35 protein-coding genes and 1 pseudogene are annotated in these 20,448 nt (G+C 44.7%); 34 read left to right on the top strand and 2 right to left on the bottom strand.

Annotated features, from left to right (window positions below):
* Positions 1–4 precede the first annotated feature (4 nt).
* From hydD to THEPK_RS07115, 34 genes are all read left to right on the top strand, one after another.
* A complete protein-coding gene (gene hydD, locus THEPK_RS07280; RefSeq protein WP_042700091.1) occupies positions 5–796 on the top strand; it encodes an NADPH-dependent hydrogenase/sulfhydrogenase 1 subunit delta in 792 nt (263 codons plus the stop codon).
* The gene (hydA, locus tag THEPK_RS07275; protein WP_083965047.1) at positions 796–2,076 is read left to right on the top strand and encodes an NADPH-dependent hydrogenase/sulfhydrogenase 1 subunit alpha; all 1,281 of its coding nucleotides are present in this window, start codon (positions 796–798) and stop codon (positions 2,074–2,076) included. The genes hydD and hydA overlap by 1 nt, the downstream gene beginning before the upstream one ends.
* Before the next feature lie 37 nt (positions 2,077–2,113).
* Positions 2,114–2,560, top strand: a complete 447-nt coding sequence (locus THEPK_RS07270; protein WP_042700088.1) for a hydrogenase maturation protease — start codon at positions 2,114–2,116, stop codon at positions 2,558–2,560.
* 123 nt (positions 2,561–2,683) lie between these two features.
* Positions 2,684–3,460: a putative RNA uridine N3 methyltransferase gene (locus THEPK_RS07265; RefSeq protein WP_042700085.1), complete on the top strand. Its 777-nt coding sequence runs from the start codon at positions 2,684–2,686 to the stop codon at positions 3,458–3,460.
* 1 nt (position 3,461) lies between these two features.
* Entirely contained in the window at positions 3,462–4,547 is a 1,086-nt protein-coding gene (locus THEPK_RS07260; RefSeq protein ID WP_042700082.1) for a 50S ribosomal protein L3, read from the top strand.
* 11 nt (positions 4,548–4,558) lie between these two features.
* Positions 4,559–5,326, top strand: a complete 768-nt coding sequence (gene rpl4p / locus THEPK_RS07255; RefSeq protein WP_042700079.1) for a 50S ribosomal protein L4 — start codon at positions 4,559–4,561, stop codon at positions 5,324–5,326.
* 6 nt (positions 5,327–5,332) lie between these two features.
* On the top strand, positions 5,333–5,593 hold the full coding sequence (locus THEPK_RS07250; RefSeq protein WP_042700076.1) for a 50S ribosomal protein L23: 261 nt from the start codon (positions 5,333–5,335) through the stop codon (positions 5,591–5,593).
* An 11-nt stretch (positions 5,594–5,604) separates the two neighbouring features.
* Entirely contained in the window at positions 5,605–6,324 is a 720-nt protein-coding gene (locus THEPK_RS07245; RefSeq protein ID WP_042700073.1) for a 50S ribosomal protein L2, read from the top strand.
* Between the two features lie 10 nt (positions 6,325–6,334).
* Positions 6,335–6,733 (top strand): 30S ribosomal protein S19, encoded by a 399-nt coding sequence (locus tag THEPK_RS07240; protein WP_042700070.1) that lies wholly within the window; start codon positions 6,335–6,337, stop codon positions 6,731–6,733.
* Positions 6,734–6,744: 11 nt separating this feature from the next.
* On the top strand, positions 6,745–7,209 hold the full coding sequence (gene rplV / locus THEPK_RS07235; RefSeq protein WP_042700067.1) for a 50S ribosomal protein L22: 465 nt from the start codon (positions 6,745–6,747) through the stop codon (positions 7,207–7,209).
* 4 nt (positions 7,210–7,213) lie between these two features.
* Positions 7,214–7,837 (top strand): 30S ribosomal protein S3, encoded by a 624-nt coding sequence (locus THEPK_RS07230; RefSeq protein WP_042700063.1) that lies wholly within the window; start codon positions 7,214–7,216, stop codon positions 7,835–7,837.
* Positions 7,834–8,034 (top strand): 50S ribosomal protein L29, encoded by a 201-nt coding sequence (gene rpmC / locus THEPK_RS07225; RefSeq protein ID WP_042700061.1) that lies wholly within the window; start codon positions 7,834–7,836, stop codon positions 8,032–8,034. Before THEPK_RS07230 ends, rpmC begins: the two co-directional genes overlap by 4 nt.
* Positions 8,035–8,070: 36 nt before the next feature.
* Positions 8,071–8,337, top strand: a complete 267-nt coding sequence (gene yciH / locus THEPK_RS07220; RefSeq protein ID WP_152879226.1) for a stress response translation initiation inhibitor YciH — start codon at positions 8,071–8,073, stop codon at positions 8,335–8,337.
* Complete coding sequence (locus THEPK_RS07215; RefSeq protein WP_083965046.1) at positions 8,223–8,591, top strand: ribonuclease P protein component 1; 369 nt, start codon at positions 8,223–8,225, stop codon at positions 8,589–8,591. Before yciH ends, THEPK_RS07215 begins: the two co-directional genes overlap by 115 nt.
* A 5-nt stretch (positions 8,592–8,596) precedes the next feature.
* Entirely contained in the window at positions 8,597–8,932 is a 336-nt protein-coding gene (locus tag THEPK_RS07210; RefSeq protein WP_042700052.1) for a 30S ribosomal protein S17, read from the top strand.
* A gap of 5 nt (positions 8,933–8,937) precedes the next feature.
* On the top strand, positions 8,938–9,363 hold the full coding sequence (locus THEPK_RS07205) for a 50S ribosomal protein L14 (protein ID WP_042700049.1): 426 nt from the start codon (positions 8,938–8,940) through the stop codon (positions 9,361–9,363).
* Between the two features lie 10 nt (positions 9,364–9,373).
* Positions 9,374–9,736, top strand: coding sequence for a 50S ribosomal protein L24 (gene rplX / locus THEPK_RS07200; RefSeq protein WP_042700046.1), 363 nt, complete (start codon positions 9,374–9,376; stop codon positions 9,734–9,736).
* A 2-nt stretch (positions 9,737–9,738) separates the two neighbouring features.
* Positions 9,739–10,485, top strand: coding sequence for a 30S ribosomal protein S4e (locus THEPK_RS07195; RefSeq protein WP_042700043.1), 747 nt, complete (start codon positions 9,739–9,741; stop codon positions 10,483–10,485).
* Between the two features lie 11 nt (positions 10,486–10,496).
* Positions 10,497–11,048 (top strand): 50S ribosomal protein L5, encoded by a 552-nt coding sequence (locus THEPK_RS07190; RefSeq protein ID WP_042700040.1) that lies wholly within the window; start codon positions 10,497–10,499, stop codon positions 11,046–11,048.
* A 2-nt stretch (positions 11,049–11,050) separates the two neighbouring features.
* The gene (locus THEPK_RS07185; RefSeq protein ID WP_004068318.1) at positions 11,051–11,221 is read left to right on the top strand and encodes a 30S ribosomal protein S14; all 171 of its coding nucleotides are present in this window, start codon (positions 11,051–11,053) and stop codon (positions 11,219–11,221) included.
* An 11-nt stretch (positions 11,222–11,232) separates the two neighbouring features.
* The gene (locus THEPK_RS07180; RefSeq protein ID WP_042700036.1) at positions 11,233–11,625 is read left to right on the top strand and encodes a 30S ribosomal protein S8; all 393 of its coding nucleotides are present in this window, start codon (positions 11,233–11,235) and stop codon (positions 11,623–11,625) included.
* 10 nt (positions 11,626–11,635) lie between these two features.
* Complete coding sequence (locus THEPK_RS07175) at positions 11,636–12,190, top strand: 50S ribosomal protein L6 (RefSeq protein ID WP_042700033.1); 555 nt, start codon at positions 11,636–11,638, stop codon at positions 12,188–12,190.
* A 10-nt stretch (positions 12,191–12,200) separates the two neighbouring features.
* On the top strand, positions 12,201–12,581 hold the full coding sequence (locus tag THEPK_RS07170) for a 50S ribosomal protein L32e (protein WP_042700030.1): 381 nt from the start codon (positions 12,201–12,203) through the stop codon (positions 12,579–12,581).
* A gap of 5 nt (positions 12,582–12,586) precedes the next feature.
* Positions 12,587–13,033, top strand: a complete 447-nt coding sequence (locus THEPK_RS07165; protein ID WP_042700027.1) for a 50S ribosomal protein L19e — start codon at positions 12,587–12,589, stop codon at positions 13,031–13,033.
* A gap of 5 nt (positions 13,034–13,038) precedes the next feature.
* The gene (locus THEPK_RS07160; protein ID WP_042700025.1) at positions 13,039–13,644 is read left to right on the top strand and encodes a 50S ribosomal protein L18; all 606 of its coding nucleotides are present in this window, start codon (positions 13,039–13,041) and stop codon (positions 13,642–13,644) included.
* Positions 13,641–14,348: a 30S ribosomal protein S5 gene (gene rpsE / locus THEPK_RS07155; protein ID WP_042700022.1), complete on the top strand. Its 708-nt coding sequence runs from the start codon at positions 13,641–13,643 to the stop codon at positions 14,346–14,348. The genes THEPK_RS07160 and rpsE overlap by 4 nt, the downstream gene beginning before the upstream one ends.
* A gap of 11 nt (positions 14,349–14,359) precedes the next feature.
* Entirely contained in the window at positions 14,360–14,824 is a 465-nt protein-coding gene (locus THEPK_RS07150; protein WP_042700020.1) for a 50S ribosomal protein L30, read from the top strand.
* A 10-nt stretch (positions 14,825–14,834) separates the two neighbouring features.
* Positions 14,835–15,278 (top strand): uL15m family ribosomal protein, encoded by a 444-nt coding sequence (locus THEPK_RS07145; protein ID WP_042700017.1) that lies wholly within the window; start codon positions 14,835–14,837, stop codon positions 15,276–15,278.
* Positions 15,279–15,321: 43 nt separating this feature from the next.
* Positions 15,322–16,707 carry a preprotein translocase subunit SecY gene (gene secY / locus THEPK_RS07140; RefSeq protein ID WP_042700014.1) on the top strand — a complete coding sequence of 462 codons (1,386 nt, stop codon included), beginning with the start codon at positions 15,322–15,324 and terminating at the stop codon, positions 16,705–16,707.
* Between the two features lie 93 nt (positions 16,708–16,800).
* Positions 16,801–17,391 (top strand): adenylate kinase, encoded by a 591-nt coding sequence (locus tag THEPK_RS07135; RefSeq protein WP_042700011.1) that lies wholly within the window; start codon positions 16,801–16,803, stop codon positions 17,389–17,391.
* Complete coding sequence (locus THEPK_RS07130; RefSeq protein ID WP_042700008.1) at positions 17,384–17,911, top strand: DUF106 domain-containing protein; 528 nt, start codon at positions 17,384–17,386, stop codon at positions 17,909–17,911. Before THEPK_RS07135 ends, THEPK_RS07130 begins: the two co-directional genes overlap by 8 nt.
* A gap of 46 nt (positions 17,912–17,957) precedes the next feature.
* Entirely contained in the window at positions 17,958–18,224 is a 267-nt protein-coding gene (locus THEPK_RS07125) for a 50S ribosomal protein L34e (protein ID WP_004068290.1), read from the top strand.
* A 22-nt stretch (positions 18,225–18,246) separates the two neighbouring features.
* Positions 18,247–18,804 carry a (d)CMP kinase gene (gene cmk / locus THEPK_RS07120; RefSeq protein WP_042700004.1) on the top strand — a complete coding sequence of 186 codons (558 nt, stop codon included), beginning with the start codon at positions 18,247–18,249 and terminating at the stop codon, positions 18,802–18,804.
* A 20-nt stretch (positions 18,805–18,824) separates the two neighbouring features.
* Complete coding sequence (locus tag THEPK_RS07115) at positions 18,825–19,076, top strand: 50S ribosomal protein L14e (protein ID WP_042700002.1); 252 nt, start codon at positions 18,825–18,827, stop codon at positions 19,074–19,076.
* A 107-nt stretch (positions 19,077–19,183) separates the two neighbouring features.
* Here THEPK_RS07115 and THEPK_RS12655 read toward each other — a convergent pair.
* Positions 19,184–20,055, bottom strand: a protein-coding gene (locus THEPK_RS12655) for an IS982 family transposase (protein ID WP_156882154.1) whose coding sequence is annotated in 2 segments (ribosomal slippage) — positions 19,184–19,627 and positions 19,630–20,055 — 870 coding nt in all. Because the reading frame shifts where the segments join, the coding sequence is not laid out codon by codon here.
* Between the two features lie 150 nt (positions 20,056–20,205).
* A pseudogene (locus tag THEPK_RS13090) lies at positions 20,206–20,448 on the bottom strand (IS6 family transposase); the annotation flags it as partial.

Genomic DNA, 20,448 nt, shown 5'->3' with positions numbered 1-20,448 from the left:
GAAGATGGAGAACGAAAAAGTTCGCATCGGGTTTTACGCTCTCACTTCATGTTATGGTTGCCAACTCCAGTTCGCTATGATGGACGAGATAATTCAGCTTTTGGACAAGGCAAAGATAGAATGCTGGTTCATGCTGGATAGAGATAGCAGCGAGGATAGGGAAGTGGATATAGCCTTCATAGAGGGAAGTGTGTCCACTCAGGAAGAAGTTGAGCTTGTAAAGAAGATCAGAGAGAAGGCCAAAATAGTTGTTGCTGTGGGATCATGTGCCGTTCATGGTGGAGTGCAGAGCTGGGAGAAAGATAAAGAGCTCAGTGAGCTTTGGAAGACTGTTTACGGAGATGCTCATGTTAAATTTGAGCCCAAGATGGCAGAGCCTGTTGAAAAATACATCAAGGTTGACTACAAGCTTTACGGTTGCCCACCAGAGAAGAAGGATTTCCTCTACGCGTTGGGCACATTCTTGGTGGGCTCATGGCCTGAGGACATTGATTATCCAGTATGTGTTGAGTGCAGGCTTAGAGGGAACCCATGTATTCTTATAGAAAAGGGAGAGCCGTGCTTAGGGCCAGTGACAGTTGCCGGGTGTGATGCAAGGTGTCCCGGCTTTAACGTTGCTTGCATTGGGTGCAGAGGGGCTGTAGGATATGACGTTGCGTGGTTTGACTCTCTAGCCTTAGAGTTCAAGAAGAAAGGTCTTACAAAAGAGGAGATTCTTGAGAGAATGAAGATCTTCAACGCCCACAATCCGAAGCTTGAGGAAATGGTTAACAAGATATTTGAGGAGGGAGAATGATGTATATCCCGATTACGGTTGATCATATAGCCCGTGTTGAGGGTAAGGGAGGAATAGAGATAGTTACAAGTGATGAGGGGGTTAAAGAAGTCAAGCTTAACATAATAGAAGGCCCGAGGTTCTTTGAAGCCATTACAATTGGCAAGAAGCTTGAAGAGGCATTGGCGATCTATCCGAGGGTTTGTTCTTTCTGTTCAGCATCTCATAAGCTCACGGCTTTAGAGGCTGCCGAAAAGGCCATAGGCTTTACTCCAAGACCCGAAATTCAGGATTTGAGAGACCTGCTTTACATAGGGGATATGATAGAGAGCCATGCCCTACACCTTTACCTTTTAGTCCTTCCTGACTACCTTGGCTACTCAAATCCACTGGCAATGGTGGACAAATACAGAAAAGAAATCGAATACGCAATGACGCTGAAAAACATTGGTTCAAAGATAATGGATTACCTTGGCTCAAGAGCAATTCATCAAGAAAATGCCATACTTGGAGGCTTTGGAAAGCTTCCAACAAAAGCCCAGTTTGAAGAACTTAAGAAAGAATTGAAGGAAGCGCTACCTCTGGCGGAATATACAGTGGAGCTGTTCTCAAAACTCGAACAGTACGAAGAAGTGACAGACGATGAAATGGTTCATATGGCAGTGAAGCCAAGAAATGGTGTCTATGGCATATACGGAGACTACATTAAGGTTAGCGATGGATTTGAGTTCCCGGTTGAGGATTACAAAAAGCACATAGTTGAGAAAGTTGTTGAACACAGCTTTGCAAAGCATTCCTTCTATAAAGGGAAGCCCTTCATGGTTGGTGCGATCTCAAGAATAGTTAACAACGCAGATCTTCTCTACGGCAAGGCGAAGGAACTCTACGCCCAATACAAGGACCTTCTTAGGTACAACAACTGCTTTGCAAACAACTTTGCTCAGGCAATTGAGCTGGTATACTTTATAGAGAGGGCAATAGACATAATTGACGATACCCTTGCAAAGTGGCCAATAAAGGAGAGGGATGAGGTTGAAATAAGAGACGGCTTTGGAGTGAGCATAACCGAGGCTCCAAGAGGCTTACTCGTCTACGCTCTTGAAGTCAAGGATGGAAGAGTTAACTATGCGGATATCATAACACCAACCGCAATGAACCTTGCAATTATGGAACGCCATGTTAGAATGATGGCTGAGAATCACTGGCAAGATGACCCAGAGAGGCTCAAGCTTCTTGCAGAGATGACGGTTAGGGCATATGATCCATGTATCTCGTGTTCTGTTCACGTAGTTAGGCTTTAGTTTTTTAACTTCCCTTCTAATTTTTGTTGGTGGGAATATGAGCACGTTGATCCTTGCCCTTGGGAACGAGCTTATGAAAGATGATGGTGTAGGGTTGAAGGTTGGTAAAATTCTGGCAGAGAAGGGTTACAACGTTCTTGAGATAGGAACCGATATATTCAAGCTTCAACGCTATTATAATGGCGAAGAAAGAATAATAATCATCGATGCTATACTCACTGACAAATATAAACCCGGAGAAATGATCCATCTAAAGGGAGAAGAAGTTTTTGAAAAGCTTAAGGCTGAAATAAGGAGTGCACATTTTATGGGGGCTATCGATGGACTCAAGCTTTTGATGGCTCTTGATGAACGGCTAGCTAAAGCAGAGATTCATTTCGTTGGGGTTGTGGCTAAAGAGATTGAATTGGGGACTGAACTCAGTGAAGAGGTTAAAAGCAATATTCATAATATTATAAATGCCATAGAGAATATTGCGAAATAATCTTTGCAAAAATTTTTCACACTTTTGAAGGTTCAGAAGGGTGGAATGGTTCGAAAGCCTTTTAAATACTTTCTTTTTACCCCACTACAGCTTTAGGGTATAGAAATGTAAAGGCTGACTGAAATGGCATGGCATATCTTCATTCCAGATTCACTCCTCGAAGAGACCTCTGACCCAAAGATAAGAACTTATAAAGTTGGACAGATCGGCAGGGCGGCAGCGATCTTTGGCGTTGAGCACATATGGATTTACAAAGCAGGAGGAAAAGACGGGAAATTCATTAAGCTAATCCTTGAATACATGGAAACACCGCAGTATCTGCGAAAGAGCTTAATACCACTTACAAAGGAGCTCAGGTACGTGGGTGTTTTGCCACCTCTGAGAACTCCCCACCATAAGCTCAAAGGAAGACCCAAGCTCGGCGAAATCAGGGAAGGCGTTGTAGTCAGAAAGGGCAAGAGGCTTTACGCGGACATTGGCCTTGACGAGCTTGCCCTCGTGGAGGGGGGCGGAGAAGGGCGGATGACCTTCAAAATCGTGTCCCTGAATCCGCTCAAAGTGGTGCCCGCAGAGCCGGAGGAGTATTGGGGATATCGGGTACATTTCACCAGAAAGTCTTTGGCAAAAACACTTAAAAAGGCAAAACTCAACCTTGCAATCGCGACCTCACGAAAGGGTGAGGATGTGAGAAAAGTGAACCTTCCCCCGCTGGAGGGGGAAGTGGGATTCGTGTTTGGATCTCCCCGGAAGGGGGTAATGGAAATCCTGAGAGACTTCAATGAGGATTATCCCTTTGATCTAATCCTCAATACGATTCCAAATCAAAAGACAAAGACCGTTAGAACGGAGGAAGCCGTGTTGGCGACATTGGCGGTATTTAATTTCATAAGGAGGGATTGAAATGGGAAAAATTAGCAGACCAAGGAGAGGTTCATTGGCGTATTCCCCAAGAAAAAGAGCCAAGAGTATAGTCCCGAGAATTAAAAACTGGCCACAAGAGCAAGAGGTTAGAATGCTTGGATTTGCAGGGTACAAGGCTGGAATGACCCACGTGCTTATGATAGACGATACTCCAGGGCTTACGAAGGGTAAGGAGATCTTCGTGCCAGTAACGATAGTTGAAGCTCCGCCCTTAATAGTCTACGGAGTTAGAGCCTACAAACAAGGTTACCTTGGACTTGAAACTGCAACTGAGGTTATGGTTCCAGACTTCAAGCTTGAAAACTACCCATCAAAGAAGGCAAAGAACGTAACATTCTACAGTCTTCTCGAGAGAAGAATCAAGACCCTTCCAAAGAACTACAACGAAGAGATCTTCCAGCAAAAACTCGGAGAGCTTGAGGACCTCGTTAAGTCCGGAGAAATAGTTGAGGTTAGAGCACTTGTAGCAACTCAGCCATGGCTCGCAAGAATAAAGAAGAAGCCCGAAGTCATGGAGTACGCAGTTGGCGGAACAAGCGTTGAAGAGAAGTTCGCCTACATCAAAGAGAAGCTTGGAAAAGAACTCAGAGCAAGCGAAGTTCTCAAGGAAGGAGAGCTTCTTGACGTTGTAGCTGTTACAAAGGGTAAGGGTACTCAGGGCCCAGTTAAGAGATGGGGCATTAAGATCCAGTTCCACAAGGCTCAAAGAGCTGGAAAAGCAAGACACGTTGGTAACCTCGGTCCATGGCATCCTGCGAGAGTTATGTGGACAGTTCCACAAGCTGGACAGATGGGATTCCACCACAGAACTGAGTTCAACAAGAGGCTCCTGAGGATAGGAGAAAACGGAAAACTCGAGCTCAACGGAGAAGAAATCGAGATCACTCCAAAGGGAGGATTCCCACACTACGGAGTAGTGAGAAACGACTTCCTTATGATAGCTGGGACCCTACCTGGAGCAATTAAGAGAATAATCAGGGTAAGACCGGCAATAAGGCCTCCAGCCAAGAAGCCACCTGTTGAGGCTCCACAAATAACATACGTTAGTAGAGAATCAAAACAATGAGGTGAGGGTTTATGAAAGTTAAGGTATTTTCACTCGATGGCGAGCCAATTGAAGAAATCGAACTCCCAAAGGTATTCCAAACACCTTTCAGACCAGATCTCATTAAGAGAGCTGTCATCGCTTCATGGACCCACCGCATACAACCACAGGGGAGAGACCCCCTCGCTGGTAAGAGGAGGGTTACTGAGAACATCGGAAAAGGCCACGGTATGGCAAGAGTTGAAAGAATAAAGACTTCTCCAAGGTTCGCAGCGTTCGTCCCATTTGCCAGAGGTGGTAGAAGAACTCACCCACCAAAAGTAGAGAAAATCATATGGGAAGACATCAACAAGAAGGAGAGAAGACTTGCTTTGATGAGTGCCATAGCTGCAACTGCAAACTACGATTTAGTTAAGGCGAGGGGCCACATAATTGATAATCTGCCTCAGGTTCCCCTCGTGGTGGAAGATGAGCTCGAAAAGGTCTACAAGACTGCAAAGACCAGAGAGATCTTCAAGAAGCTCGGCGTTTGGGACGATATTGAGAGGGCAAAGAAAAACACCAAAGTGAGAGCCGGAAAGGGTAAGATGAGGGGCAGGAGATACAAGAAAGCAAAGGGCCCACTTATCGTAGTTGCCAAAAACGAGGGAATCATCCAGGGAGCAAGAAACCACCCGGGTGTTGATGTGGTCTTAGTGGACAACTTGGGCGTAGAGCTGTTAGCCCCAGGTGCACACCCCGGAAGGCTCACAATATGGACGAAGGGAGCAATAGAGAGATTGAGGGAGATTTACGGGTGATGAGTGATGGATCCGTACAAGGTTATTATAAGGCCTGTAGTCACGGAAAAGGCAATTTCAATGGTTGAGAGAGAAAACAAGCTCACCTTTATAGTAGACAGAAGAGCCACAAAGCAGGATATAAAGAGGGCTGTCGAGGAAATATACAAAGTCAAAGTTGAGAAAGTCAACACACTCATAACAATGAAAGGTGAAAAGAAGGCTTACGTGAAATTGAAGCCTGAGTATAGCGCAAGTGAGGTTGCTGCTAGAATAGGATTGTTCTGAGGTGAGTGAGAATGGGTAAGAGTTTGATTCAACAGAGGAGAGGAAAAGGAACAACAACCTTCAGAGCACCGTCTCACAGATATAGGGGTGCTGTCAAGTACATCCCCCTGAATTTCACCCAAGAAAAGACCCTTGCGGGTAGGGTAGTTGAGATACTCCACGACCCGGGAAGAACTGCACCAGTTGCTAAGGTCAAGTTTGAGAACGGTCTCGAGAAGCTCGTCCTTGCCCCAGAAGGACTTTTAGTTGGTCAGGAGGTTTACATTGGGCCTGAGGCTCCAATAGCAATTGGAAACACACTTCCACTTGCTAAGATCCCAGAGGGTACATATGTTTACAACATTGAAGGTTTTCCGGGCGATGGTGGAAAGTACGTGAGAGCTGGAGGAAGCTATGCTCTAGTTGTTTCAAAAGAGAAGAACAGAGTAATTGTTCAGTTGCCAAGCGGTGAACTTAAGACCTTCAATCCAATGTGCAGGGCCACAATTGGTGTAGTTGCCGGTGGAGGTAGACTTGAAAAGCCAATAGTTAAGGCAGGTAAGGCATACTACATAATGAAGGCAAGAAACAGGTTCTGGCCCAAGCCAAGAGGTGTAAAGATGAACGCAGTCAACCACCCACACGGTGGTAAGGAGCACCACATTGGTAAGCCAAGTACAGTCTCAAGGAGAGCTCCACCTGGAAGAAAAGTCGGTCATATCGCTGCGAGAAGAACCGGAAGGAGAAAGTGAGGTGGTATAAATGGCAAAGAAGGAATTTAAATATCGCGGTTATACTTTCGAGGAACTAATGAACATGTCTCTTGAAGATTTAGCTAAGCTTTTCCCCTCAAGACAGAGGAGGAGCCTCAAGAGAGGATTAACCCCTGAACAGAAGAAGCTCCTTAGAAAGATCAGGTTGGCAAAGAAGGGCAAATACAAGAAACCAATAAGAACTCACAGCAGGGACATGGTTATCCTTCCAGAGATGGTAGGAATCACAATTTACGTCCACAACGGAAAGGAGTTTGTCCCAGTAGAGATTAAGGAAGAGATGATTGGACATTACCTTGGAGAATTTGCTTTAACAAGAAAGAGAGTCCAACACGGTTCACCTGGTGTTGGTGCTACAAGATCATCAATGTTCGTTGCAATCAAGTGAGGTGGTAGATAATGGCAAGGTTTTCCTACTCTTTCCAAAATTTTGACCCAGAGAGAATGGCAAAGGCAAGCGGGAGAGATTTGAGAATATCCCCCAAGCTTTCAATAGAAGTCTGCAGGGAAATTAGAGGAATGATGCTCAACGATGCCATAAGGCTCCTTGATGATGTGATAGCCAAGAGAAGACCTATCCACCTCAGAAGGTTCCACGACTCACAGGGACACAAGAGGGGAAGGGGTTTCGGCCCTGGTAGATATCCAGTAAAGGTTGCTAAGGAAATCAAAAAGATTCTCCTCAACGCCAAAAACAACGCAGAGCAGAAGGGTCTTGATCCAGATAGGCTAAAGATCATCCATGCTGCAGCTCACAGAGGACCAGTGCTTAGGGGATACATACCAAGGGCTTTTGGAAGAGCCACACCATTCAACGAACAGACAACCCACATTGAGATAGTTGTTGAGGAGATTAGGAGGTGAGCTCATGGCAATCGAGAGATATTTCATAAAGGAAAGCATTAAGGAAATGCTCATCGATGAATACCTTGAGAAAGAGCTTAGAAGAGCTGGTTATGGAGGACTTGACATCAAGAAGACTCCTCTCGGGACAAAGGTTGTTATATTTGTCGAAAGACCAGGTTTCGTTATAGGAAGAGGCGGAAGAAAAATAAGGGAGCTTACGAGGGTACTGGAGAGACAATTTGGTTTGGAAAATCCCCAGATAGAGGTTGAGGAAATCAAGAACCCCTACTTTAACGCTAAGGTTCAAGCAACAAGGCTTGCCCAGGCATTGGAAAGGGGAGTCCACTTCAGAAGGGCCGCATATGCTGCAATAAGGGCAATTATGAGCAATGGCGCAAGAGGTGTGGAGATTAGAATAAGCGGTAAGCTTACAGGAGAAAGAGCTAAAAGTGTTAGATTCTACCAAGGATACATTGCGAAAGTTGGAAACCCAGCTGAAACTTTGGTTTCAAGGGGATATGCACAGGCATTGCTGAAGCTTGGTGTCCTTGGAGTGAAAGTTTCAATTATGCCGCCAGATGCTAGACTTCCTGATGAAATTGAGATCATCGAAAAGCCAACTGAAGAAGAGGTGAGTGAGCAATGAAGCCAAGTGAGATTAGAGAGATGAGTATAGAAGAGATCGACGCTAAAATTAGAGAGCTTAGACTTGAGCTTGCAAAGGAAAGAGGAATGCTCACAATGGGAACATCCATGGAAAACCCAATGGTTATCAGGAACCTTAGAAGGGATATTGCCCGCCTTTTAACAATCAAGAGGGAAAAGTTGAGGAGAAAAGGGTGATGTTTAGTGCCTAGGATTGTGAACCCCCTGGATGAGATGCTATTTAAAGAGGTGTTAAAAGAACAGCAAAGGATTAGGGTCTATATTGAAAAGGCCCGTTATGGGAAGCTCAAGACCATAATAGAGGGAATTGACGAGAAAGAATTTGACCTTGAAGAGATTGCAAAAAAGCTCAAGGCGAAGCTGGCATGCGGAGGAACAGCCAAAAACGGAAGAATAGAGCTCCAAGGAGATCACAGAGAAAGGGTGAAGCGCTTATTGGCAGAACTCGGATTTTCAGAGGAATTAATAGAGGTCGAGTGACCAGAAAAACAATAGCACTGCATGAGCTCATAGGCCTAAAAGTCAAAGTCGTTAAAAGCTCTCATCCGGGGTTGGTAGGGATTGAGGGATATGTGATCGACGAGACGAGAAACACCCTCACAATCCTCGGAGAAAAGGTGTGGGTAGTTCCCAAGAATGTTGCCGAATTTGAGTTTGAAATTGACGATAAAAAAATACGAATAAAGGGAGAAGCCCTGATTGGAAGGCCTGAGATGAGATTAAAAAAGAGGTGAAAAAGATGAGAGACATTGGATTGAAGATACAACCTCCCGCGGAAAAGTGTGATGACCCAAAGTGCCCGTGGCACGGACACATTAAGGTGCACGGTAGAGTGTTTGAGGGAGTTGTTGTCAGCGACAAGCCAAGACACACAGTTACCGTTGAGAGACAGCACTATCACTATCTGAAGAAATACGAGCGTTATGAGCTCAGAAGAAGCAAAATACACGCCCACAACCCACCATGCATCAACGCAAAGCCGGGGGACAAAGTTATCATAGCTGAAACTAGACCCCTCAGCAAGACAAAGAGCTTTGTAGTTGTTGCAGTTGTTCAAAAAGCTGAGGAGAGGTGAATATAATGGCAAAGAAAGGTGCTGGTGCTACGAGGGGTGTCTCCCCAGTTAGGCCTACAAGGGCATTACCAATTGGAGCCTACCTCCACGTAGCAGACAACTCAGGTGCAAAGGTAATACAGATAATTGGGGTAGTAGGCTACAAAGGTGTTAGAAGGAGACTTGCTTCAGCAGGCGTCGGAGATATGGTAATTGCAGCAGTAAAGAAGGGAAGGCCTGATATGAGGCACCAAGTTGTTAGGGCAGTTATCATAAGACAGAGAAAAGAGTACAAGAGGCTTGATGGGATGAGAGTAAAATTTGAAGACAATGCAGCCGTTATTACAACACCCGAAGGTGTTCCAAGAGGAACCGAAGTTAGAGGACCTGTTGCGAGAGAAGCCGCTGAGAAGTGGGTTAGAGTTGGAAGTATGGCGAGCATAATATTGTGAGGTGAGAGAGATGAAATTAAAGAGCAAACAACCAAGAAAGCAAAGGAAGTTTTTGTATAATGCTCCCCTTCATCTAAGACACAAGATAGTCAGTGCTACCCTTTCAAAAGAACTTAGACAGAAGTACGGCATTAGAGCCCTTCCAATTAGGACTGGCGACAAAGTAAAAATAATGAGAGGGGACTTCAAGGGACATGAAGGAAAAGTCGTAGAAGTTGACCTCAAGAGATACAGGATTCACGTTGAGGGAGCAACTCTTAAGAAGGTTAACGGGACTGAGGTGTTCTACCCGATACACCCATCAAATGTTATGATTGTTGAACTGAACCTTGAAGATGAGAGAAGAAAGAAGATAATTGAGAGGAGGGCTTGAAAATGGCGAGGAAAGGTGCTAAGAGGCACTTAAAGAGGCTTGCTGCTCCAACTCAATGGTACATTGAGAGAAAGGCATACAAGTGGGCAGTAAGACCTTCCCCCGGTCCGCACAACATGAAAACATCAATTCCCCTCATCTACATAATTAGGGACTACCTTGGATACGCAAAGACCGGTAGGGAAGCAAGAAAAATCCTCAACGAAGGAAAAGTGCTTGTGGATGGAAAGGTTAGAAAGGACTACAAGTTCCCAGTTGGTATCATGGACGTTGTCTCAATACCTGAAACTGGGGAACACTACAGAGTATTTCCAAACAGAATTGGAAAGCTTATTCTCCACCCAATAAGCGAAGAAGAGGCAAAGATAAAACCGCTGAGGATAAACAACAAGAGAATGGTAAAGGGAGGAAACTTGCAGCTCAACTTCCACGATGGAACAAACCACTTAATCAAGCTCAGTTCACTTACGGATGAAACCAAAGACAAGTTCAAAACCGCGGACACAGTCCTAATGAAGGTCCCGGAGAGGGAGATAATTGAAGTACTCCCATTCGAAATTGGTGCTTATGTGTTCGTCGTTCAGGGTAAGAACGTCGCAAGGGTAGGAAAAATCGTTGAAGTCAGAAACTTCCCAGGTGGATGGCCAGATGTGGTCACCATTGAGGACAAAGAAGGCGAGCTCTTCGACACCTTGAAAGATTACGCATTTGTGTTGGGTAAAGATGAACCAAAGATTTCATTACCGTGAGGTGAAAAGGAATGATAGCTAACAGAGAGGCAATCTTGGCGGATTGGGAAGCTCACCCTATGAGAAGGCCTAGGATAGCCAAAGTCACCATAAACATTGGTGTTGGTGAGAGTGGTGAGAGACTTACAAAGGCTGAGACAATGTTAGAATCACTTGTTGGTCAGAAGCCAATAAGGAGGAAGGCAAAGAAAACAAACAGGGACTTTGGAATTAGAAGAGGCGAGCCGATAGCGGTTAAGGTGACCCTAAGGGGTCAAAAAGCCTACGACATGCTCAAAAGGCTATTGGCTGCCGTTGACAACAGACTTAAAGAATCCAGTTTTGATGAGCACGGAAACGTTTGCTTTGGTATTGACGAACACATCAACATTCCGGGAGTGGAATACGATCCAGAAATCGGTATATTTGGTATGGACGTCTGTGTAACACTTGAAAGACCCGGATACAGAATCGCAAAGAGGAAAAGGAGAAGGCACCACATCCCCACAAGACACAAGCTTACAAAAGAAGAGGGTATGGTTTTCATGCAGGAAGAGTTTGGAGTCCAGATTGTGGAGGGATGATTATGGCGAAAGCTGATTACAACAAAAGAAAGCCGAGGAAGTTTGGTAAGGGCGCGAGAAGATGCATCCGCTGTGGACAATTTGGACCGATAGTCAGAATACACGGGCTAATGCTCTGCAGACACTGCTTTAGAGAGGTAGCTCCAAAATTAGGATTTAAGAAATACGACTGAGGTGAGATGGGATGACTCTGTTAGATCCTTTGGCAAATGCTTTATCTCACATTACAAACAGCGAGAGAGTTGGAAAGAAAGAGGTTTACATAAAGCCAGCCTCAAAGCTTATTGGAGAGGTACTTAGGGTTATGCAAGAGAACGGATACATAGGTGAGTTTGAGTTTATCGATGATGGAAGGGCAGGAATATACAGGGTTCAGCTCCTAGGAAAGATAAACAAGGCAGGAGCAATAAAGCCGAGGTTTTCAGTGAAAGCTAGAGAATATGAAAAGTGGGAAAAGAGATTCCTTCCAGCATTCGAGTTTGGTATTCTAATAGTTTCCACATCCCAAGGTGTTATGACACACAAGGAAGCCCTTGAGAAGGGCATTGGTGGAAGGTTAATAGCCTACGTCTACTGAGGTGAGAGAAATGCCAATTGATGCATGGGTGAGGGAAGAAGTTGAAATTCCAGAAGGAGTCACCGTCGAGATAAACGGTAACGTCGTTAAGGTAAAGGGTCCAAAGGGAGAAGTTGAGAGAGAACTCAGCTATCCAGGGGTTAAGATATTCACTGAAGACGGCAAGGTTGTTATCTACAAGGACTTCCCAAGGAGAAAGGATATAGCCATTGCAAGAACATTCAAAGCACACATAACGAACATGATCAAGGGTGTCACGGAAGGGTTCACTTACAAGCTCAAGGTTGTTTACAGCCACTTCCCGATAACAGTCAAGGTGCAAGGTGACAAAGTTTACATAGAAAACTTCCTTGGTGAAAAGGCACCAAGAGTTGCTGAGATACTCCCCGGAGTTACAGTAAAGGTCATGGGTGGCGAAATAATAGTAGAGGGAATCGACAAAGAAAAAGTCGGACAAACTGCGGCAAACATCGAGCAGGCGACAAGAATTACCGGTAGGGATAGGAGAGTCTTCCAAGATGGTATTTACATTGTTGAAAAGGCTGGTAAACCTATAAAGTTCTGAGGTGAGACTAATGGAAAAAGCGAGACTCTTAAGGATAAGGGCCAAACTCAAAAGGAAGAAGCCCAGGTTTCTTAGGCAAGAATGGTGGAGGTTTCCCAAGTTTAAGAATGATCCCAAGTGGAGGAGACCCAAGGGAACAGACAGCAAGATGAGGCTAAAGCTTAAAGGAAAGGCAAGATCACCTAGCATTGGATGGAGCTCACCAAAAGCCGTTCGCGGGCTCCACCCAAGCGGTTACGAGGAAGTACTGGTACACAATGTTAAAGAGCTTGAGATGATAGACCCAACCAGACAGGCCGCTAGAATATCTAGAACAGTCGGAAAGAGGAAGAGACTCATGATAATTGAGAGAGCCAAGGAATTGGGTATTAAGGTACTCAACGCGAGGTGAAGGTCATGCTCAAAATGCAGAGAAGGATTGCTGCTGAACTTTTGAAATGTGGCGAGAATAGGGTTTGGATAGACCCTGAAAGGATTGATGATGTTAAGTCCGCTATCACAAGAGAGGACATTAGAAGATTAATCAATGAAGGCGTCATCAAGAAAAAGCCAATTAAGGGACAGAGCAGGTACAGGGCAAAGCTTAGGCAAGAAGCGAGAAAGAAGGGAAGACACAGGGGACATGGAAGCAGAAAGGGTAAGAAGACCGCAAGGATGGGCAAGAAAGAGAGATGGATGATGACGATTAGAGCCCTTAGAAGGGAACTTAGAAAGCTCAAGGCAGAGAAGAAGATTGATGAACACACCTACCGCAACCTTTACATAAGGGCCAAGGGTGGACAGTTCAAGAGCAAACACCAGCTTTATCTGTTCATGGAAGAGAAAGGGATATTGAAGAGGTGATATAAATGGCACACGGACCAAGATATAGGGTTCCATTCAGAAGGAGAAGGGAAGGTAAGACTAACTATCACAAGAGGCTTGCACTCCTTAAATCAGGCAAGCCCAGATTAGTTGTGAGAAAAACCCTCAACCATCACATAGCTCAGATAGTGCTGTATGATCCAAAGGGCGACAAAACAGTTGTTTCAGCTCACACAAGAGAGCTCATGAGGGATTTTGGATGGAAGGGACACGGTGGAAATACTCCAAGCGCTTATCTCCTCGGGTTGCTCATAGGCTACAAGGCACTTGAGAAGGGAATTGAAGAGGCGATCCTTGACATAGGACTTCACCCGCCCACCAGAGGATCAAGCATCTTTGCGGTCCTCAAGGGAGCAGTTGATGCGGGATTGGAGGTTCCACACAGCGAGGAAATCTATCCGGAAGAGTACAGAATTAAAGGGGAACACATCGCTGAGTATGCAAAGATGCTTAAGGAAGAGGACGAAGAGAAGTACAGAAAGCAGTTCGGAGGCTACTTGGTTAAGGGGCTCGAACCTGAAAAGCTTCCCGAGCACTTTGAAGAGGTTAAGGCGAGAATCGTTGAGAAATTTGAGAAGGTGAGAGCATGAGCCAAGAGTGGAAAGAATACGCTCAAAGGGTTTTAGAAGAGTGGCAACCCAAGACAAAGCTCGGTATGCTCGTTAAAGAAGGCCAGATCACTGACATTCACGAGGTCTTTAGAAAGGGATACCAAATAAAAGAGCCTGAAATTGTTGACGTATTACTCCCAGAAGTCAACGCACGTGAGAACCAAGAAGTACTTGACATAGCACTTACAGTGAGAATGACTGACAGCGGTAGGAGAGTTAGGTTTAGGGTACTGGCAGCGGTAGGAAACAGAGACGGTTACGTGGGACTTGGAATTGGTCACGGAAGAGAAGTTGGAATAGCCATAAGGAAGGCAATAAACTACGCTAAGATGAACATAATTGAGATCAAGAGAGGCTGTGGTTCATGGGAGTGCAGATGTAGAAGACCACACTCAATCCCATTCGCCGTTGAAGGTAAGAGCGGTAGTGTAAAGGTCAAGCTCATGCCAGGGCCGAGAGGACTTGGTCTCGTTATCGGTGACGTTGGTAAGAAGATACTCAGCCTAGCTGGAGTCAAGGACGTGTGGTCACAAACATTGGGTGAGACAAGAACCACAGTTAACTTCGCAAAGGCAGTGTTTGAGGCACTATACAACACCAACAGTGTCGCTGTGAAGCCTGAGATGATCGAGCGTTATGGTATCGTTGTTGGTAGAGAAATGCCACAGAACTTTGAGCTGTGAGGTGAACGAGGATGGCAAAACTTGCTTTGATTAGGATAAGGGGCAGAGTGAATGTTAAGAGACCCGTAAAAGACACCCTTGCAATGCTGAGGCTTCACAAGATAAACCACCTTGTGATCGTTGACGACACCCCAACTTACAAGGGAATGATACAAAAGGTAAAGGACTACATCACTTGGGGAGAGATAAATGCCGAAACCTTAGCAAAGCTTATAGAAAAGAGAGGAAGATTGCCCGGGAACAAGAGAGTTACAGAGGAGTACGTCCAGGAAAAACTTGGCATGAGCATCAAAGAATTTGCTGAGAAAGTAGTCAACGGAGAAATGAAGCTCAGTGATCTGCCAGGACTCAAGCCGGTATTTAGACTTCACCCAGCAAGGGGCGGCATGGGAAGTAAGAAGAGAACCTTTAAAGAAGGTGGCGCGTTGGGATATAGAGGAGAGGCCATTAACGAGCTTATAGAGAGAATGCTGTGAGGTGCGCGAGATGATTAGGAGAAAGAAAAAAGTGAGAAAGCTTCGCGGTTCCCACACTCATGGATGGGGATGCAAAAAGAAGCACCGCGGTGGAGGACACAAGGGCGGTAGAGGTATGGCAGGAACTGGAAAAAGAAGCAAGGCTAAATGGACATGGGTCATCAAGTATGCCCCTGATCACTTGGGTAAGAGGGGCTTCAGCAGGCCTGTGGAAGTTCAAAGAGAGATAACTGCAGTAAACCTCAAATTCATTGACGAGCACCTTGATGAGCTCATGCAGCTCGGTATTGCCTACGAGGAGGAAGGAAGAATTATTGTCGATACAACTCAGTTTGCCGATAAGGTGCTTGGAAGCGGAAAGCTCACAAAGCCACTCGTAATTAAAGCCAGGGCCTTCTCCCCCAAGGCCGAGGAGAAGATTATTCAGGCCGGGGGAGAGGCGCTGATAGCTTGATTTTTCTTTCTCTTTTTGGATAATTATTTTTGGGGTGTAATCCATGGGAGCAAGGGAAATAATATACAAAATAGAGCACATGTTTCCAGAAATTGAAAGGCCAAAAAGACATGTCCCGCTGAAGGAAAAATTCGCTTGGACAGGAGTTGCATTGTTGCTGTATTTTATTATGGCACAGATACCTCTTTTTGGAATTCCAGGTGAAATACAGGACTACTTCCAGACTTTAAGAGTGGTCCTAGCAGGTAGAAATGGTAGTCTATTAACACTTGGTATCGGTCCCATAGTTACCGCTGGAATTATCATGCAACTTTTAGTCGGTTCAGAGATAATAAAGCTGGACCTCTCAAATCCTGAGGATAGAAGGTTTTATCAGGCTCTGCAGAAGGTATTTGCAGTATTCATGTGCTTCTTTGAGGCAGCTATCTACGTATTTGCAGGAGCGTTTGGTAACCCTACGTTAACAATCAAGGTACTCCTCATGCTTCAGCTCGCCTTTGGTGGAATAATGGTAATGATTATGGATGAGCTTGTGAGCAAGTGGGGAATCGGTAGTGGTATAAGTCTCTTTATTGCTGCGGGAGTCTCACAGACAATTGTTACTAGAGCCCTTAACCCATTAACAACAAATCAAGCTATAGACCCCTTAACAGGTGGTCCCGCTATAATAGGTGCTATTCCGGCCTTTATCCAGCACTTAATTAAAGGTGATATTACCGGGGCACTGTACAGAAGAGGACTCCCAGATATGATCAGCGTTTTGGCAACAATAGTTGTCTTCCTAATAGTTGTTTACTTGGAAAGCATGAGGGTAGAGATTCCTCTCAGCTACGGAAGGGTAACTGTTAGAGGAAGATATCCAATAAGGTTCATGTACGTCAGCAACATTCCGATCATACTCACATTTGCCCTTTACGCAAACATCCAGCTATGGGCCAGGCTATTACAGAGACTTGGTCATCCAATCCTTGGAACTTTTGACGAAACTGGAGCGGCAGTTTCTGGGTTTGTAAGGTACGTCCTACCACCTAGTGATATATTCAGCGTTACAGCCGATCCGCTAAGGGCTTTGGTTTATGCCATACTCACAATAATGTTCTCATTACTCTTTGGATTCCTATGGGTTGAGCTCACCGGACTTGACGCAAAGAGCATTGCAAGACAACTGCAAAGAGCGGGATTGCAAATACCCGGCTTTAGAAGGGACCCAAGAATCTTGGAAAGGGTCCTGCAGAGGTACATACCCTACGTTACATTCTGGGGAGCATTCACTTTGGCTGTTGTTGCGGTATTAGCAGACTTCCTTGGAGCACTAGGAACTGGAACTGGAATACTGCTTACAGTAGGTATCTTATACAGATTTTATGAAGAAATAGCAAGGGAGCAAGCCACTGAGATGTTCCCAGCACTGCGCAGGTTCTTTAGTTGAGTTTCTTTTTCATTATTCATTTTCTAAAAAACCTTATAAACCAATTTTTCTTTGTAGTCTCTGGAGTGCGAGTTTTGATCAGGGTGATAGCATATGCCATTTGTGGTGGTCATTACGGGAATCCCGGGGGTAGGAAAGAGCACAATCACAAAACTGGCCTTGAAAAGGACTCGAGCGAAATTTAGGGTAGTTAACTTTGGGGATATAATGTTCGAGGAAGCAGTCAAGGCGAAGCTAGTTACCCACAGAGACGAGATGAGGAGACTAAGCTTGAAGGTGCAGAGGGAGTTGCAGCTTAAAGCTGCCCAACGAATCCTTGAGATATCTAGAGAAGAACCCGTACTGCTCGATACTCATGCTACAATAAAAACGCCTTTGGGGTATATGCTCGGCTTTCCTAAGGAGGTAATTGAGGTTATAAACCCGAGATTTGTTGTTATAATAGAGGCGACGCCTAGTGAAATACTCGGAAGAAGATTAAGAGATCTGAAAAGAGATAGGGATGTCGAAACTGAGGAACAAATTCAGAGACATCAGGATTTAAATAGGGCTGCCGCAATAAGTTATGCAATGCATTCCAATGCGCTTATAAAGATAATTGAAAATCATGAGGATAAAGGTCTGGAAGAGGCTGTTAATGAACTGGTAAAAATACTTGATCTGGCGGTGGAGGAAGATGCTTGAGGGAATATATCTTGCACTTGACAAAGTATTTGGTCCTTTAGTTACCAATGCTCACCCAATGTGGGTAGTAACAATTTCGGGAATTATACTTGGTGCCTTTTTCACATTAGTCAATCACATACTGATAGACCAAGAAAAAATGAAAAAGTTACAAAAAATGAGCAAGGAATTCCAGAAGGAATGGAAGGAAGCTCAAAAAGCTGGAGACGAGAAGAAATTAAGGAAGCTTCAGCAAAAACAGCTTGAGCTTTTAAGACTCCAAAATGAAGTCATGAAAGACTCAATGTTTAAACCAATGCTTTTTACAATGCCGATATTCTTCATATTCTTTGGGTGGATGAGAAGGTGGTATGTTGAAACGGCAATCGTGAAGTCACCGTTCAACTTTTTCCTCTTTGACTGGTTCCACAGATTTTACCACTCTGCCCTTCAGGCGAATGAGCTGGGATACATAGGCTGGTACATTTTGACATCAATGATAACCGGTCAGGTTTTGAGAAAGCTCTTGGACTCATATTAGTTAAATTTAAAAATGCTGCACAAAAAAGCTAAGCGGGGTGAGAAATATGAAACCAATGTACAGGTCAAGATCATGGAGAAGAAAGTACGTTAGAACTCCGGGTGGAAGGACTGTAATACACTTTGAAAAGAAGAAGCCAAAAATAGCACACTGTGCAATGTGCGGAAGACCACTAAACGGAATCCCAAGGGGAAGATCAAGTGAGTTAAGAAAGCTCCCCAAGACTAAAAAAAGACCCGAGAGGCCTATGCCACACCTCTGCCCAAGCTGCATGCGCAGAGTCATGAAGGCCCAGGTAAGGGCTGCACTCTAACCTTGGACGAAAGGGATGCACCATGCCTAAGGGATGTCTAGTGATCACAGTGAGCGGATTGGCAGGAAGTGGTACTACAACTCTCTGCAGGAATCTAGCTAAACACTACGGCTTTAAGCACGTTTATGCGGGTTTAATATTCAGACAGATGGCACAGGAAAGGGGAATGTCCCTCCAGGAGTTCCAGAAATATGCTGAAATGCACCCCGAAATAGACAGGGAAGTTGACCAGAGGCAAGTAGAAGCGGCAAAAGAATGCAATGTGGTTATTGAAGGGCGTCTAGCGGGATGGATGGTAAAAAATGCTGATTTGAAGATATGGTTAGATGCACCAATTCAAGTTAGGGCTCAGCGTGTAGCACAGAGAGAGGGCGTAAGTGTTGAAGAGGCATTTATGCAAATTGCCGAAAGGGAAATGCAGAACAGGAAAAGATATTTAAACCTATACGGGATTGACATTAACGATCTCTCAGTTTATGATTTGGTTATTAACACTGCCAATTGGGGTCCCGATGGGGTCTTCGCCATTGTGAAGGCCGCCATCGACCACCTGTACCCCGATGGCGACACGGGGAAATAAAAAAGATGGAGGTGGGATGAATGCCAGCAATTGATGTTGGAAGGCTAGCCGTTGTTATTGCCGGAAGAAGGGCTGGACAAAAGGTAGTTGTTGTTGACATAATCGACAAGAACTTCGTCCTCGTTACCGGCGCTGGATTGAACAAGGTGAAGAGGAGAAGGATGAACATCAAGCACCTTGAACCTCTCCCAGAGAAGGTTAACATTGAGAGAGGCGCCGACGACGAGGCTGTTAAGCAAGCTTTGGAAAAAGCGGGAATAAGTTTAGAGTGAAATTTTTGTTTTTCTTTTTATTATATATTGCTCTGAATATTTTTTTGTTTATGTGTTGAGTTCTTAGGAATTACTACTAACACTCTAAAAGTTTTCATACTTTCACCCTAGTTCCCACCACCTGTGAAGTTGTATAATCTGTCCAGATTCACGGCCAGAATCGCCCCTAAAATCCTGACAGCTAACCCCCTCAAACTAACACTCCTGCTCGGCCTCAGAAGAAACTCAGAAAACTTCGAAAACAAAGTCTCAATCCTCCTGCGAAAGTCAGACAAGTACTTGTAAAACTTCTTCTCCTCCAGATTACTAATCTGATTCCCCCGCTTTACTGGCGTGTAAACAACGCCAAACCTCAGAAATTCCTCCTCGAGCCCCCTGCTAACATACCCCTTATCCAAAAACAGAAAACAGCCGGAAAACTCCTCAACAATCACCCAGAACTTTTCCCGGACAACACTCACATCATGCTTATTCGCCGGATCAACAGACAGTAAAGCCAGCAAATTTCCATCAGAGTAACAGGTCAGCTTGTACCCATAGTAAAACTTTTTTTAGAGGGAACAAACCCAACTGCGGGCTTTTCAGAGATGACTTCTGAAGAACCCTCCTTATCCTTCCTGTTTTTTCTGGCCAACTCCTTGGTCTGAATGGGCTTTGAGTCCAGTATTCTAACGTATTCTCTGGCGTGTTTTTTGAATAATTCTTCCTGCGCTAGGAGCAGGAGTTTTTCGTGCCTGTTCAAGCGTTCTGTTAGTTTGTTGTACCTGATTTTGGGGAACAGCTTCATTTCTTCGATTAGGACTCTGTAAGCGTGCTTGTAAACTCCGTTAAAGTGCAAGTGTGCTAGTATTGCGAAGGTTATTAGGTCGTAGAGGCTGATTATTTCCCTGTGAGTGTTTTTCGGGTAGTGTTTGCTGATTATCGGGTAGATTTCGGATTTTATGATCAGGATTTCCCTCTGAAAACTCAATACAACCACCAATCAACCAAAAAACTTAAGTGCTTATAACTCTAACGATCTAATGGGAACTAGGGTCATACTTTCTTGATTTTGAAAAAAGAAGTCTTTAGAGAATTACTTTATTTTGAGAGAAAAAAAACCATTAGATGTGAACTAAAAGTGATACTGTTAGGATAACTGGGGCATCACCTCCTGAAGCCATTCAGTAACATCACCAGGCGGATCACCAAAACTAGAATGAATTCTGACAAAATTATACCAGAAGGCAAACAGAAAACAAACCTATGAACCCTCCTCCAGTCTTTACCCCTGAAATTATTCCAGAAACGCTTCGTCCTCTCCTTCAACGTCCTAAACCAGCGCTCAACACTGTTCCTCGGCCCGAAAGTCACATGCAGATAACCCAACCTC

The organism is Thermococcus sp. PK, assembly GCF_000430485.1.
Classification (GTDB): domain Archaea; phylum Methanobacteriota_B; class Thermococci; order Thermococcales; family Thermococcaceae; genus Thermococcus_A; species Thermococcus_A bergensis.
Note: the sequence above shows the minus strand (reverse complement) of the source record. Positions and strands in the feature narration are given on the sequence as shown.